Genomic DNA, 14,772 nt, shown 5'->3' on the forward strand with positions numbered 1-14,772 from the left:
TCGTCATCCTCAGCGCAAGAATCAGGGGCGCGCTCGCAGAACGGAGTTGGTGGCGAAGGTCGGGGCGGCCTCCATCGACGCTGGCTGAGAGAAGTCATGAATCCTCGTAGTTGATGACGACAGCGGGTGCCTCAGCCCGGCGCCACCTGGTATTGGCGGCTGCTGACGAAGGGCAGGAGCGCCAGGCCGACGGCGAAGAGCACGAGGATCGGCGTCACGCCCAGGCGCTGCGCGTCTTCCGGAGCGAGGGAAAAGGCCGCGGACGAGAAATAGGCCGTGGCGGCCGCCACCGCGAACGGGCCGATGAAGGTCGTTGCCTTGCCCGACAGGGCATAGAGCCCGAAGGCTTCGGTCACCCGCTCGCGCGCCACCTGGTCGACCAGCAAGGTGCGCGAGGCGGCCTGGATCGCCCCGCCGGCGGCGCCGATGAACCCGCCTGCCACGAAGAAGGCGATGTCGGGCACGGAGGAGCCGGCCCCGCCCAGCGGAATGAAGAACACCTCCGTGCGGGTGGTCGAGATCACCAGCAGGCAGCACGCCGACAGGATGAGGATCGCCAGCGTCACAACGGCCTTCGGTCCGAAGGCCTGGTCCATGCGCCCGCCCGCCCATGCGCCCAGCGCGCCGGTGACATTGGCCAATATGCCGAACAGGCCGATCAGCGTGATCGACCAGCCGAGCACGCCGGCCGCATAGATGCCGCCGAAGGCATAGAGCGCGTTGAGCGCGTCGCGATAGAACATCGAGGAAAGCAGGAAGCTGAAATAGCTGCGCTCGGTGGGAAGCCGCCGAATGGTCTGTGCCAGCCGGCCCAGCCCCTCGCGCACGGCCCCCGCCACCGCCTTGCGGCGCGGCTGGTCGGGCGTGAAGAACAGCATCGGCAGGACGAAGACGGCGTACCACAGGGCGGTCAGCGGCCCGGCGGCGCGGTCGCCCTCGCGCGCGGCGGCGTCGAGCCCGAAGATCGGCTCCAGGCCGAGCAATGTGCGTCCGGTCTCCGGTGACGCCGACATGAAGCCCAGCACCAGAACGAGCGATACCAGCCCGCCGAGATAGCCCAGGCCCCAGGCCGAGCCGGACAGCCGCCCGAGCTCGGCGCGCGGCACCAGATTGGGCATCATCGCATTGTTGAAGACGGCGGCATATTCCATGCCGAACACGGCGAGCGCGATGAGGATGAGCACAGGCCCCAGCGTCGCCATTCCCGGCGCCGCGAACCACAGGCCGGCGCAGGCCAGCACCCCGATGAGCGAGAAAGCCAGGATCCATGGCTTGCGCGGCCCCGTCGCATCCGCGATGGCGCCCAGCACAGGCGAGGAGAGCGCGATGGCCAGGCCGCCGGCGCCGGTGGCCAGACCCCACAATTCCTGCCCCCGCGCCGCATCCGGCGCGACGGAGGCGGCGAAATAGGGTGCGAAGACGAAGGTGATGATGAGCGTGTGGAAGGGCTGCTGCGCCCAATCGAAAAGCATCCAGCCCCAGATACCGCGGCGCGGAACCGCCACGCGCTCGACCATTGCCATTGCTCGCTTGCCCTTAGTTTCTTGCCGGAAGCCGGTGTCCGTTTCGTCCGATCATGCGCGTCAGCCGGCCAGGTCGGCCATGAGGCCCGATGCCACCGTAAGCCGCGATATGGTGATGTCGCTGCCCTCGGTCAGCGTGTGCAGCCGCTCGCGCACCCGCACGACGCGTTCGCCGCCGGCCTCGACCCAAAGCTCGGCCGGATCGTCGGCATCCCGGTAGGCGGTCATCGCCGAGACCGCCATCGAGCGGCGCGCCGTATCGATCATGTCGAGTGCGCGCTGCAGCGCCAGCCCGTCATAATAGTCGGAAGGCGTGATCGCCTGGGCCGCGTCCTCGATGCGGCTGATGCGGAAGGCCTCGCTGACGCCGAAGAACGCCCTGGCGGCCTTCGGCAATTGTGCCTCCGCAAGGCCGGCCGCCGCCACGATGTCCGGCACCAGCTCGGAGACGCCGAGGAAGGAAAGCCGGCGGGCGAGATCCTCCGGCGCGCCGTCATTGACGAACCGCGTGGTGCGCTCGGCGATGCGCGTGCTGAGAAAGGCCGGCAGAATGGCCCCCAGCTCCGGCTCCAAAGTGGCGCGCGCCTGCGAGAGCTGTTCGATGCGCTCGCCGACCTCGACCGTGGCGTCGCCGTTCTTGAGCTGCCAGGCGGTGGCCGAGTGGATGAGACGCCAGACCTCCAGATAAAGGCGAAGCTGCACCTGCCCGTCGATCCTGTTGTCCAGCGCGTCGATGGCGGCGAACAGCGACCGGAGGTCGAAGCCGTCGCGCACCACCGCATAGGCGGCCACGATCTCGTGGGCCGGCCGGCCGGTCATATCCTGCAGGCGCGTGACGAAGGTGGGCCCGCCGCGGTCGATGACGTCATTGGCCAGCTCGGTGGCGATGATCTCCCTGCGCAGGCGGTGCCCGCGGATCTCGGCGGCATATTTCCCGCGCATGCGCTGCGGGAAATAGGCGAAAAGGTCCTCCTCGAAATGCGGCTCGTCGGGCAGGCGGCTTGCCACCAGCTCGTCGAAAAGCACGATCTTGGCATAGGCGAGCAGCACGCCGATCTCGGCCCGGGTCAGCGCCTCGCCGCGCGCCTCGCGGTCGGAAAGGGCCTGGGGGCCGGGCAGATATTCCACCGCGCGGTCGAGTAGGCCGGCGCTTTCGAACACGGTCATCATGCGCGCCTGGTGGGGCAGGTCGGAAAGGCCCCGCTGCTCCACCAGGGAGATCGCCAGCGTCTGCCGGTAGTTGTTCTCCAGAACCAGGCCTGCGACCTCCTCGGTCATCTCGGCCAGCAGCTTGTTGCGGGCCTTGCGGGTGAGCGCCCCGCTGCGCATGGCGGCGGCAAGCGCGATCTTGATGTTGACCTCGAGATCGGACGAGTTGACGCCGCCCGAATTGTCGATGGCGTCCGAGTTGGAGCGGCCGCCATGCATATTGTATTCGATGCGGCCCTTCTGGGTGACGCCGAGATTGGCGCCCTCGCCGATGACCTTGGCGCCCACTTCCGGCGCGGTGACGCGGATCGCGTCATTGGCGCGGTCGCCCACATCCTGGTTCGATTCGGTGGTGGCCCGCACATAGGTGCCGATGCCGCCGAACCAGAGGAGGTCGACCTCGGCCTTGAGGATGGCCTGCATGATCTCGGCCGGCGAGCCGGTCGTCTTGTCCATGCCGATCGCGTCGGCCGCTTCCCTGCTCAGGCTGATCTGCTTTTGCGAGCGTGAAACGACGATGCCGCCCTTCGACAGCTTCGACTTGTCGTAATCCTGCCAGGAGGATCGGCCCATGTCGAAAAGCCGCTTGCGCTCGGCAAAGCTGGCGGCCGTATCAGGGTCGGGATCGATGAAGATGTCGCGATGGTCGAAGGCGGCGATCAGCCTCGTGCAGGGCGACAGCAGCATGCCGTTGCCGAACACGTCGCCCGACATGTCGCCCACGCCGACGACGGTGAAGGGCTCGTTCTGAATGTCGCGGTTCATCTCGCGGAAGTGCCGCTTGACGGCTTCCCAGGCGCCGCGCGCGGTGATGCCCATCTGCTTGTGGTCGTAGCCCGCCGAACCGCCCGAAGCGAAGGCGTCGTCCAGCCAGAATCCGTGCTTCTGGCTTATCTCGTTGGCCGTGTCGGAAAAGGTCGCGGTGCCCTTGTCGGCCGCGACCACGAAATAGGGATCGTTGACGTCGTGGCGCACCACGTTTTCGGGCGGCACGACCTCGTCGCCGTCCAGATTGTCGGTGATGGAAAGCAGGCTCGAGATGAAGTTTATATAGGCCGCGCGCCCGGCCTCGAACACCTCCTGGCGGCTGCCGCCATTCGGCAGGCGGCGCGGATAGAAGCCGCCCTTGGCGCCCACCGGCACGATGACGCCGTTCTTGACCTGCTGGGCCTTCACGAGACCGAGCACCTCGGTGCGGTAGTCCTGCGCCCGGTCCGACCAGCGCAGGCCGCCGCGCGCCACCGGGCCGAAACGCAGATGCACGCCTTCGACTTCCGGACCGTAGACGAATATCTCGCGCCAGGGCCGCGGCTGCGGCAGTCCTTCAACGGCGCGGGAATCGAACTTCAGCGCCAGCGAATAGTTGCCCGTCAGGCGGTCGCGCGCGAACCAGTTGGTCCTCAGCGTCGACTTGATCAGGTTCAGCATGCGGCGGATGATGGTGTCGTCGTCGAGGCTGGGCACATCGTCGAGGGCCGCCTCTATGTCGCCTTCGACCTTGGCCGACCGTTCCCGGGACACGCCTTCCTCCGCCGCCGCCGGCGAAAAGCGCGCGGTGAACAGGTGGAAGAGGCCGGCCGCGATATGCGGATAGCGGTTGAGCGTCGCAGCGATGAAATCCTGGCTCTGCGGGATGCTGGCCTGGTGCAGGAAACGGCTATAGGCGCGCAGCACCGCGATCTCCGAAACGCGCAGCCGCGCCGTCTGGGCCAGCGCATTGAAGCCGTCATTGTCGTATTCCCGCCGCCATACGGACAGGAACACCTCCTCGAAGAGAGCGCCATTGTCGGAAAGATCGATGGCGCCGGGATAGGCGTTCTCCAGCTCCATGTCGTGGAGGAATATCTGCTCTTCGTCAGGCTTGCCTATCTCGAACGTGCGCTCGCTTATGACGCGGAAGCCCATATTCTCCAGGAGCGGAACGCGCTGGCTGAGCGCCACCGGCTCGCCATGGTGATAGATCTTCAGCGCCGCCTGGTTTTCCGCTTGATCCTCATGCCGGTGAAAATCGATGGCGATCGGGTTCTCCGCCGAAAGGCCGGCGATGCAGCGGGCATCGGCGATCGCCGTGCGCGCCTCGAAACTGTTGCGGTAGCTGTCGGGAAAGCGCGCCGCCAGCTGCGCGATGGCGTCGTCGGTCTGGGTGTCCTCCACGGCCTCGGCCAGGGCGTCGTCCCATGTCCGGACGATCTCGCGGATGCCGGCCTCGAGCTGATTGGAATCCACCCGCGGCGTCTTGCCGCCCGACCGCCCGATGATGAAGTGCACCCGCGCCAGCGTGCCCTCCGGAAAGGCTGGATAATAGGCCGACACCCGGCCCTCGAACACGGTTTTCAGATAATCGCCGATCTCGGCCCGCACGCGCGAATCATAGCGGTCGCGCGGCACGAACACGATGACGGAAACGAAGCGATCGAACTGGTCGATGCGGTAGAGCGCACGCACGCGCGGCCGCTCGCCCAGCGCCAGGATGGCTTCGGCATGCTTGCGCAGCGTCGGCACCGATATCTGGAAAAGCTCGTCGCGCGGATAGGATTCCAGGACGTTGATCAGCGCCTTGCCCGAATGGTCGGTCGGCGCGAAGCCCGTCTTGGCGATCACCGCTTCCGCCTTCGAGCGCAGATAGGGGATTTTCATCACCGAGCGCGTATAGGCCGTCGAGGTGAACAGGCCGACGATACGCAGTTCACCGGTCAGCCTGCCGTTCTCGTCGAACGTCTTGACCCCGATATAGTCGAGATAGGCGCGCCGGTGCACGACCGACCTGGCATTGGCCTTGGTCACGATCATCGGCTCCGGCCCATGCAGGAACGCCCGGATTTCCGGCGTCGTGGACACGGCTTCCGAGCCGCGTCTGAGGACCAGCACGTTGGGGTCCGAGAGGATGCCGAGACCGCGTTTTGCGGCGCGTTCCAGGGTCCCGCTTTTCTCGCCGCCCGTATAGAGGAACTCGCGCATGCCCAGGAAGGTGAAATTGTCGTCGCGCAGCCATTCGAGAAAGGCGATCGCCTCGTCCACGGCACTGCGGTCGAGGGGGATGGGCGCATAGCGCAGCTGGGTCAATTCCTGGTCGAGCCTGGCAAGCATCGGCTTCCAGTCGTGAACGGCGGCCCGCACCTGCGCAAGAATGTTCTCCAGCGCGGCCCGCAGCGCCTCGCAGCGCTCCGGCGAAAGGCGCGGCAGATGCACGTGGATCAGGCTGACCTGCTCGGCATCGCGCACCGATTTGGACGCCGCGTCGCCGAGGATCTCGGCCACGCCCTTGTCGCCGTGACGCACCAGGAGAACCGGATGGAGGACGAGCGTGGGTTCGGCCGAAAGATCGGCCAGCTCGCCCAGCACGGAATCGAACAGGAACGGCATGTTGTCGTTGACCACCGTCACCGTAGTTATCGATCGTCCGCCAAGCTGGATGCCGGAAGCGCATTCGATCTGCACGACGCTCTGGCCGGCCTTCTGCGTGCTGAGGGCCTGCATGGCGATCTCGACGGATCGGTCGATGTCGGCTCTGTCGTAGCGTTCGAGATCCTCCGCCGGGGCCCGCGAAACCATGATCTCGCGCAAGCGCTCGGCGCCCCCTCCCTCGCCCGCCTTTTGCTGCGTGAGCTTGCGAGCGGACTTGGATCTGGCGGTCATTCGGGATTCCCCCTCCCTGGCGCAATTGACTATATCGTATTCATAAGTGCCCCGTTTGACGACCCCGTGTCGCCTTCGAGGCTGCAATGGACCCCTAATCGGCGCAAAAGGTGTAATAATCATGACGAGCGTTGTCACGGCATTGAACATTCCCGCTTCCGAGCTTTCGGGCGAAACCCGTGCCTATTTCGACAAATGCCGGGAAAAGCTGGGCCTTGTCCCCAACGTTCTGACGGCCTACGCGTTCGACGAGAAGAAGCTGCGCGCCTTCACCGACATGTACAACGACCTGATGCTGGGCGATTCGGCGCTTACCAAGCTGGAGCGCGAGATGATCGCGGTGGCCGTCTCCAGCGTGAACCATTGCTACTACTGCCTCGCCGCGCATGGTGCCGCCGTGCGGCAATTGTCCGGCGATCCGAAGCTGGGCGAAATGATCGCCATGAACTATCGCGCCGCGGGCCTGGAACCGCGCCGCAAGGCCATGCTCGATTTCGCGGTCAAGCTGACCGAGCATCCCGACAAGGTGGAGGAAGCGGATCGACAGGCCCTGCGCGATGTCGGGTTCAGCGACCGCGACATCTGGGACATCGCCTCGGTAACCGGCTTCTTCAACATGTCCAACCGCGTCGCGGCCGCCGTCGACATGCGGCCGAACGACGAGTACCACGCCATGGCGCGCTGAAACCGGCTGTAGCGTTAACGCAACACGCGAATGCGGGCATCGCGCGAAAGCAGCGGCAGGAGCCGCGCCATCACACGCGGGGTCACCGCTATGCAGCCTTCGGTCGGCTGGAATCCCGGCCGGGCGATATGCAGGAAGATGGCGCTGCCGGCGCCGCGTCTTCGCGGGCGGATGTTCCAGTCCAGCACGACGACCGCGTCATAGAGACGGTCCTCCCGCAGCATCCTTTCGTGGCTGGCCCCGAAGGGCAGCCGCACCGGCCTGTTGTAGTTGGCGTTCGCGCCGGCATCGCACCAGCCCATATCGCTCCGAATGGAGATGGCGGGCAATCGCGCCCGCGCCAGGCCCCGGTTGCGGCGATCGCGGCGGTAGTAGATTTCCAGCGGGCGCATCGACGCGAGCGGCGTGGCGCCGTCGCCCTCGCGCTTGAAGGCGCTGATGCCGCCGCGGCCGAGAGCGCAGGGAAAGGCAAGGCCACCCACCTGGAGCAGCCCCCTGCTCGGGTTTCCGGGCATCGGGCGGACGACCAGCGAAAGGACTTTGCGCCGTTGTCGGTTGCCTGTACTGTGCTGTTTTCGTTCCTGGTTTATAAGCGCACCGTCGAATAAATATTTGTTATTGCCTTTCAAGCCGGCAAAAGTCCGCCTAAAGGGGAGCTTATGCAGCTTGGGGCCTGGTCGACCATATCACATTGTGGATTAACGGATTGAGACATGACGCCACGCACCATCCTTATCGTCGATGACGACGAAGACCTGCGGACGACGCTTGTCGAGCAACTGGCGCTCTACGAGGAGTTCGACATTCTCCAGGAGCCCACGGCGACCAAGGGCATTCACACCGCGCGCAATGCGATGGTCGACCTCACCATCATGGATGTCGGCCTGCCGGACATGGACGGCCGCGAGGCGGTAAAGCTTCTGCGCAAGGGCGGCTATCGCGCGCCCATCATCATGCTGACGGCGCAGGATACCGATTCCGACACCATCCTGGGGCTGGAGGCCGGCGCCAACGACTATGTGACCAAGCCGTTCCGCTTCGCCGTGCTGTTGGCCCGCATCCGGGCGCAGCTTCGCCAGCACGAGCAGAGCGAGGACGCCAAGTTCACCGTCGGCCCCTACACCTTCAAGCCTAGCCAGAAACTCCTGATCGACGAGCGCGGCGGAAAAATCCGGCTGACGGAAAAGGAAGCCGCCATCATCAAATATCTCTATCGCGCCGAACAGAAGGTCGTGACCCGCGACATATTGCTCGAGGAAGTCTGGGGCTACAATTCGGGCGTAACGACCCATACGCTGGAAACGCATGTTTACCGGCTAAGGCAAAAGATCGAGCGCGATCCTTCCAAAGCTGAAATTCTTGTGACAGAAAGCGGCGGATACAAGCTCGTGCCCTGATCCTGTAGGTTCGGGGAGGCCGGTGATTCGGGCATCGAGCCGGGGACGACTGCATGGCGCTGGACGATGACATCCGCGTGCTGTCCGGCGTGGCTCTCTTTTCAGGGTTCACGCGCGAGCAGCTACGCCTTATGGCCTTCGGCGCCGAGACCATCGCTCTGGCGGCCGGGCGCAAGCTCTATTCGGAAGGCACGCCCGCCGACAGCGCATTCGTCATCGTCTCGGGCACGGTGGCGCTTTACCGCGAATATGAAGGCAGGAACCACGTATTCTCGCTGGAAGGGCCTGGCGCCATTCTCGGCGAACTGGCCCTGATCGCCGATACCGAGCGCATGACCAGCGCCTTTGCCGAAACCGATCTCAAGCTCATCCGCCTCAGCCGCTCGATGTTCCGGCGCATCCTGGAAGAATTTCCCGAAACCGCCGAAGCCCTGCATGAGCGCATTTCGGCGCGATTGCAGGACATGATCAAGCGCATGGAAGCCGTGGCCTCGCGGCTCGCGCGATAAGGGCGAATCCCGCCGCTGCAGGTCAACCGAAGGCAAATTCCGCGATCACCGGGACGTGGTCGGAGGGGCGTTCCCAGCCGCGCGCCGCGCGCAGCACCTCGATCCTGCCGAGCGCCGGGGCAAGGTCGCCGGACGACCAGACATGGTCGAGCCTGCGGCCCCGGTCGGAAATGTCCCACTCCTTTGCGCGGTAGCTCCACCAGGTGAACAGCTTTTCTTCCGGCGGGACATGCTGGCGCATCAGATCCACCCAGGCCCCGCGCCTGAGAAGCTGCGTGAGCCCCTCCGTTTCCACCGGCGTATGGCTGACCACCTTGAGAAGCTGCTTGTGGGACCAGACGTCTGTTTCCAACGGCGCGATATTGAGGTCGCCCACCAGTATGGTTCCCGTGCCGGCTTCGAGCGAAGGGCGCACATCGTGCATCTCCTCGATGAAGTCGAGCTTGTGGCGGAATTTCGGATTGATGGCGGGATCGGGCTCGTCCCCGCCCGCCGGCACGTAGAAATTGTGCAAAAGGATGCGCCGGCTGCCGAGGTCGAGCGAGGTTGCGATGTGCCGGCAGTCGGCTATGCCGCAGAAGGTGCGGGTCTCGACCGTGCGCATCGGACGCCGCGAGATGGTCGCCACGCCGTGATAGCCCTTCTGCCCGTGGATCGACACATATTCATAGCCGAGCTTCCGGAAAGCGGCGGTCGGGAACTGGTCGTTGGGGCACTTGGTTTCCTGCAGGCACAGGACATCCGGACTGTGGGTTTCAAGGAACTGCTGCACGAGCGGCAACCGCAGGCGCACGGAATTGATGTTCCAGGTAGCAATCTTAAGCGACATGACGGCCCCGCCCTTGTGATCGGGCAAAATTGCCCGCACACGGCCCCGAACACAAGCGAACGGCGCCCTGCCAGAGCACGGCGCCGTCTTGTCCACAAGTCTTGTGAGGGGGCTGCCTCAGTTCCGGTTGAGCTGGTTCACCCGGCGGTAATCGATGGCGAAGACGCTGGGATCGAAAGTCACGCCCTGCCGGACATTGAAGATCATGACCGTCGTGTCCTTGCCCTGCGCATCGGTGATCGTCCACTGACGCAAGTCATAGGACTGGCTGTCGAACATCATGGTGATCGTGGAATCGCCGAACACCGACTTGTCCTCCAGCTTGATCGTCGTGAGGTCCGGCTCTTCGGTCACGCCCACCACCTTGTTGCCCGAAAGGTCAATGCGCTCGCCGAGCAGCAGGCTCAGCGGCGTCTTGGACAGCGGGTACACATCGGCGGTGTTGAGCTTCTTGTTCTCGACCACGACCGACGTGCCGTCGGACGTGACCTTGAAGCCCGACTTCGTGTCGTAATCGAAGCGGATCTTGCCCGGCCGCTCGATATAGAACTTGCCGCCGGTCTGCTCGCCGCGCGGCCCGAACTGGACGAACTCGCCCGTCATCGTGCGCACGCTGGAGAAATGCTGGGCAATCTGTTGCGCAGCGGCGGATGCGGCGCTGGCGCCGGGCGCGGCAAGGGCACAGACGCCGGCAAAGGCGATGGCCACAGCGAGGCGCCGCAATGGGTGAGTCTTGAAGATCGGCGTCATATCAATCCTGACTGTACAAAACGGTTCGTTGGATCCTGACTAAATCCTCAACAGGGCCGAAATTTGACCCGCACGCGGAATGCCTCGCTTGATCTGCCTACTACATATCGTCCTGTTCGGTCGGAACAAGTATCTCGCGCTTGCCGGCATGATTGGCCGGCCCGACAACGCCCTCCTGCTCCATCCGCTCGATGATCGAGGCGGCGCGGTTGTAGCCGATGCCGAGCCGGCGCTGAATGTAGCTGGTGGAAGCCTTGCCGTCGCGCAGGACCACGGCCACGGCCTGATCGTAGGGGTCTTCCGAATCGCCCCAGTTTCCACCGGCGCCGCCCGAGCCCGAACCGCCGCCATCGTCATCGCTGCCGTCGTCCTCGGTGACCGCGTCGAGATAGTCCGGCGCGCCTTGCATCTTCAGATGCGCGACCACCTCCTCGACCTCGCCGTCGGAGACGAACGGCCCGTGCACGCGCTGGATGCGCCCGCCGCCGGCCATGTAGAGCATGTCGCCCATGCCGAGGAGCTGTTCGGCTCCCTGCTCGCCCAGAATGGTGCGGCTGTCGATCTTCGACGTGACCTGGAAGGAGATGCGCGTCGGGAAATTGGCCTTGATCGTGCCGGTGATGACGTCGACGGAGGGACGCTGCGTGGCCATGATGACGTGGATGCCGGCCGCGCGCGCCATCTGCGCCAGGCGCTGCACCGCGCCTTCGATGTCCTTGCCCGCCACCATCATCAGGTCGGCCATCTCGTCGATGATGACGACGATGAAGGGCATCGGATCGAGATCGAGCTCCTCGGTCTCGTAAATCGCCTCGCCGGTCTCCCGGTCGAACCCGGTCTGCACCGTGCGGTTGATCGTCTCGCCCTTCTTCTTCGCCTGGGCGACGCGCTGGTTGAAGCCCTCGATGTTGCGCACGCCGACCTTGGACATCTTGCGGTAGCGGTCTTCCATCTCCCGCACGGTCCATTTCAGCGCCACCACGGCCTTCTTGGGGTCGGTGACGACCGGGGTAAGCAGATGCGGGATTCCGTCATAGACGGAGAGCTCCAGCATCTTGGGATCGATCATGATCAGGCGGCACTGGTCCGGCGTCATGCGGTAGAGCAGCGACAGGATCATGGTATTGATCGCCACCGACTTGCCCGAGCCGGTGGTGCCGGCGACCAGCAGATGCGGCATCTTGGCGATGTCGGCGATCACCGCCTCGCCGTTGATGGTCTTGCCCAGCGCCAGGGCCAGCCGGGTCTTGGTGGTCTCGAACTCGCGGCTGGCCAGGAGCTCGCGCAGATAGACCGTCTCGCGGCTGGAATTGGGCAGCTCGATGCCGATCGCGTTGCGTCCCGGAACGACGGCGACGCGGGCGGCGATCGCGCTCATGGAGCGGGCGATGTCGTCGGCAAGGCCGATGACGCGCGACGACTTGATGCCGGGCGCCGGCTCCAGCTCGTAAAGCGTGACGACCGGACCGGGCCGCACATGAATAATCTCGCCCTTGACCCCGAAATCCTCCAGAACGCCTTCGAGCAGGCGCGCATTCTGCTCCAGCGCGTCCCTGGAAAGGCTTGGATCCTTGGTCGAGGCCTTAGGCTCGGCGAGCATGTGAAGCTGAGGCAGCTCGAAGCTGTCAGAGCCGAGCAGGGAAGGCTGGGCCTCGCGGCGTATGCGGGCGCCCGGCGCCGGACGAGGTACCGGCTTCTCGACACGGGCCGGGCCGGGCCGGGCCGGCGCGGCGTTGTCTGCCCATGGCGCCCGATCGTCGTCCTCGAAATCGTCGAAATCGTCCAGCGAAGGCTCCATGCCCCCGTTGAAGCCGCCGTCGAAACCGGGCTCGATGCGCCCCGTCCCACGCGCCTGGGGCGCCGGCTGCACCGGGATGTCGTATTCTTCCGGCAATTCGGAGCCGCGCACGGAAAAGCGGCGGCGGATGAGGGCACGCAGGCTCAGCCACCAATGGGCGAGCCAGCCGAGCGCGACGAAGGCATCGCTGTCGTCGTCGCCGTCATAGTCTTCGAAAGGTCCGGCGTCCTCGGGAAGGAACTCCTCCTGCCGGGCAGGGCGGCCCAGCACCGACGAGGCAAACAGCGTCAGCCAGATGGCCGGGCCGATGAGCAGCCCGCCGACGACGAAACCCATCAGGCCGCTCGGATAGCTGCCCGTCACGATCTTCGGCGCGGCCAGCACCATGTCGCCGAACACGCCGCCGAGCCCGGTGGGCAGAGGCCAGGTCTGCGGCGGTGCGATGCACCCGGCCACGCCGGCCGACAGCAGCGCGCCGCCGACCCATGCCGCGACGCGCCGCCCCGGACGATCGACGCCCTGGGCGCTGGCCAGCATCGCGCCCCAGAACACCGCCGGCACCAGCCCGGCGACCGACGCCAGCCCGAAAAACTGCATGGCGATGTCGGCGAATACCGCGCCCGGATAGCCCATCGCGTTGGTTACCGCGTTGTCGGTGGCGTGGCTGAAACTTGGGTCCGCGACATTCCAGGTTGCGAGGCTGGCAAGGTAGAAGGCCACGAAGGCGAGCAGCGCCAGGCCCAGGACGCGCGCCGCCTGACGGCGCAAGAAGGCCTGAAAGCCGAACCCGCCCTCATCCATCGCAAATGTCGCGGAAGAACCGGAACTCATACGCATTTTCCCGTCCGTGCGTCATTGACAGCACCCCGGCTCTCCCGGCGCGCTTACCTGTCCGCACCCTAGGCAGCGAAGGTTAAGGCCGCATTAACCATGCATGGGAAGTCGGCGGGAACGACCGCGGCGGCAAAAAAGAGGCCCGGATCGCTCCGGGCCTGAGTTTACAGCGGTCAAAGTTGCTGCGACGGGATTTCCAGGGCGGGGTCTTGTGGCCCCGCGCTCGTTCTTGAACCGCGCCTAGCGCACGCGCGAGGCGATGAACTCCGGATAGGCTTCGACACCGACTTCTCCGACATCGAGGCCGGTCAGTTCCTCCTCCGGGCTGACCCGCAGGCCGATCACCGCCTTGATGATCATCCACACGACCAGCGAGACGACGAAGGTGAACACGCCATAGGCCACGATGCCGACGAACTGGACGCCGAAGCTGGTGTCCGGATTGGTCAGCGGCACCGCGATCGTGCCCCAGATGCCGGCGATCAGGTGGACCGGGATGGCGCCGACGACATCGTCGATCTTGAACTTGTCGAGAAGCGGAACGGTGAACACCACGATGACGCCGCCGATGGCGCCGATGATGATGGCCATGAACGGGCTCGGCATCAGCGGCTCGGCCGTGATCGAGACGAGACCGGCCAGCGCGCCGTTGAGCACGAAGGTGATGTCGACCTTCTTGTAGACGATCTGCGTGAGGACCAGCGCCGCGATCACGCCGCCGGCAGCGGCCAGATTGGTGTTGGCGAAGATGCGGCTCACATCGGACACGTCCGAATTGGTGCCCATGGCGAGCTGCGAGGCGCCGTTGAAGCCGAACCAGCCGAGCCACAGGATGAAGGTGCCGAGCGTGGCGAGCGCCATGTTGGAGCCGGGAATCGGCTGCACCTGGCCCTGCGGCCCGTATTTATCGGAACGGGCGCCGAGCAGGAGCGCGCCGGCAAGCGCCGCCCAGCCGCCGACCGAGTGAACCAGCGTCGAGCCGGCGAAATCGGAAAAGCCCATCTCCGACAGCCAGCCGCCGCCCCACTGCCAGGAACCGGCAATCGGGTAAATGAAGCCGGTGAGCACGACGACGAAGGCGAGGAAAGGCCACAGCTTGATGCGCTCGGCCAGCGTTCCCGAGACGATCGAGGCGGCGGTCGCCACGAACACCATCTGGAAGAACCAGTCGGAGGCGACGGCATAGTCGCCCTCGTTGGCCGTGCCGGCATCCGGCCAGCTATAGGGCCAGACCGTGCCGAAATAGCCGTTCACGTCGACATACATCAGCGAGTAGCCGACGGCCCAGTACATGAGGCCGGCGATGGAATAGAGCGCGATGTTCTTCAACAGCTGCATGGAAACGTTCTTGGAACGCACCATGCCGGCTTCCAGCATGGCAAAGCCTGCGGCCATCCACATGACCAGGAAGCCGCCCATGAGGAACAGCAGCGTGTTGAAGATGAAGGCGGGGTCGCCGGCGGCAGCGGCGGCCTCGGCCGCAGGCTCCGCCGCATCCTGGGCATGGGCCGGCAGGGCGGCGAAACCTGCGAGCGCGAGCGCGCCAAGCAACGCCCGGCCCGCAATCGAAAGACTAGGAAATTTCATATTACTCTCCCTGAA

10 protein-coding genes are annotated in these 14,772 nt (G+C 65.3%); 3 read left to right on the forward strand and 7 right to left on the reverse strand.

Features of this window, described 5'->3' with window-relative positions:
• Positions 1 to 131: 131 nt before the first annotated feature.
• Both NTH_RS09500 and NTH_RS09505 read right to left on the reverse strand, forming a co-directional pair.
• On the reverse strand, positions 132 to 1,523 hold the full coding sequence (locus tag NTH_RS09500; RefSeq protein WP_338529790.1) for an MFS transporter: 1,392 nt from the start codon (positions 1,521 to 1,523) through the stop codon (positions 132 to 134).
• A 60-nt stretch (positions 1,524 to 1,583) separates the two neighbouring features.
• Complete coding sequence (locus NTH_RS09505) at positions 1,584 to 6,368, reverse strand: NAD-glutamate dehydrogenase (protein ID WP_338529791.1); 4,785 nt, start codon at positions 6,366 to 6,368, stop codon at positions 1,584 to 1,586.
• 121 nt (positions 6,369 to 6,489) lie between these two features.
• Here NTH_RS09505 and NTH_RS09510 point away from each other — a divergent pair, with 121 nt between their 5' ends.
• The gene (locus tag NTH_RS09510; RefSeq protein ID WP_338529792.1) at positions 6,490 to 7,053 is read left to right on the forward strand and encodes a peroxidase-related enzyme; all 564 of its coding nucleotides are present in this window, start codon (positions 6,490 to 6,492) and stop codon (positions 7,051 to 7,053) included.
• A gap of 14 nt (positions 7,054 to 7,067) precedes the next feature.
• On the opposite strand, the gene NTH_RS09515 is transcribed toward NTH_RS09510, so the two are convergent.
• Positions 7,068 to 7,568 carry a L,D-transpeptidase family protein gene (locus NTH_RS09515; RefSeq protein WP_338529793.1) on the reverse strand — a complete coding sequence of 167 codons (501 nt, stop codon included), beginning with the start codon at positions 7,566 to 7,568 and terminating at the stop codon, positions 7,068 to 7,070.
• Positions 7,569 to 7,766: 198 nt separating this feature from the next.
• Between NTH_RS09515 and NTH_RS09520 the strand changes: the two genes are divergently transcribed.
• Positions 7,767 to 8,450 (forward strand): response regulator transcription factor, encoded by a 684-nt coding sequence (locus tag NTH_RS09520; protein WP_338529794.1) that lies wholly within the window; start codon positions 7,767 to 7,769, stop codon positions 8,448 to 8,450.
• 53 nt (positions 8,451 to 8,503) lie between these two features.
• The gene (locus NTH_RS09525; protein ID WP_338529795.1) at positions 8,504 to 8,959 is read left to right on the forward strand and encodes a Crp/Fnr family transcriptional regulator; all 456 of its coding nucleotides are present in this window, start codon (positions 8,504 to 8,506) and stop codon (positions 8,957 to 8,959) included.
• A gap of 22 nt (positions 8,960 to 8,981) precedes the next feature.
• Here the strand turns inward: NTH_RS09525 and NTH_RS09530 are convergent, their stop codons facing one another.
• The 4 genes from NTH_RS09530 to amt form a co-directional block, all read right to left on the reverse strand.
• A complete protein-coding gene (locus NTH_RS09530; protein ID WP_338529796.1) occupies positions 8,982 to 9,788 on the reverse strand; it encodes an exodeoxyribonuclease III in 807 nt (268 codons plus the stop codon).
• 117 nt (positions 9,789 to 9,905) lie between these two features.
• Positions 9,906 to 10,538, reverse strand: coding sequence for an outer membrane lipoprotein carrier protein LolA (locus NTH_RS09535; RefSeq protein WP_338529797.1), 633 nt, complete (start codon positions 10,536 to 10,538; stop codon positions 9,906 to 9,908).
• Between the two features lie 100 nt (positions 10,539 to 10,638).
• On the reverse strand, positions 10,639 to 13,167 hold the full coding sequence (locus NTH_RS09540) for a DNA translocase FtsK (RefSeq protein ID WP_338529798.1): 2,529 nt from the start codon (positions 13,165 to 13,167) through the stop codon (positions 10,639 to 10,641).
• Between the two features lie 243 nt (positions 13,168 to 13,410).
• A complete protein-coding gene (amt, locus tag NTH_RS09545) occupies positions 13,411 to 14,757 on the reverse strand; it encodes an ammonium transporter (protein ID WP_338529799.1) in 1,347 nt (448 codons plus the stop codon).
• Between the last annotated feature and the right edge of the window lie 15 nt (positions 14,758 to 14,772).

This window comes from Nitratireductor thuwali (assembly GCF_036621415.1).
Lineage (GTDB): Bacteria > Pseudomonadota > Alphaproteobacteria > Rhizobiales > Rhizobiaceae > Chelativorans > Chelativorans thuwali.

What these genes read in the sequence shown, in the direction of transcription:
- NTH_RS09500 (WP_338529790.1), bottom strand. Translation starts at nt 1,523, where the DNA reads ATGGCAATGGTCGAGCGCGTGGCGGTTCCGCGCCGCGGTATCTGGGGC.
- NTH_RS09505 (WP_338529791.1), bottom strand. Translation starts at nt 6,368, where the DNA reads ATGACCGCCAGATCCAAGTCCGCTCGCAAGCTCACGCAGCAAAAGGCG.
- NTH_RS09510 (WP_338529792.1), top strand. Translation starts at nt 6,490, where the DNA reads ATGACGAGCGTTGTCACGGCATTGAACATTCCCGCTTCCGAGCTTTCG.
- NTH_RS09515 (WP_338529793.1), bottom strand. Translation starts at nt 7,568, where the DNA reads ATGCCCGGAAACCCGAGCAGGGGGCTGCTCCAGGTGGGTGGCCTTGCC.
- NTH_RS09520 (WP_338529794.1), top strand. Translation starts at nt 7,767, where the DNA reads ATGACGCCACGCACCATCCTTATCGTCGATGACGACGAAGACCTGCGG.
- NTH_RS09525 (WP_338529795.1), top strand. Translation starts at nt 8,504, where the DNA reads ATGGCGCTGGACGATGACATCCGCGTGCTGTCCGGCGTGGCTCTCTTT.
- NTH_RS09530 (WP_338529796.1), bottom strand. Translation starts at nt 9,788, where the DNA reads ATGTCGCTTAAGATTGCTACCTGGAACATCAATTCCGTGCGCCTGCGG.
- NTH_RS09535 (WP_338529797.1), bottom strand. Translation starts at nt 10,538, where the DNA reads ATGACGCCGATCTTCAAGACTCACCCATTGCGGCGCCTCGCTGTGGCC.
- NTH_RS09540 (WP_338529798.1), bottom strand. Translation starts at nt 13,167, where the DNA reads ATGAGTTCCGGTTCTTCCGCGACATTTGCGATGGATGAGGGCGGGTTC.
- amt (WP_338529799.1), bottom strand. Translation starts at nt 14,757, where the DNA reads ATGAAATTTCCTAGTCTTTCGATTGCGGGCCGGGCGTTGCTTGGCGCG.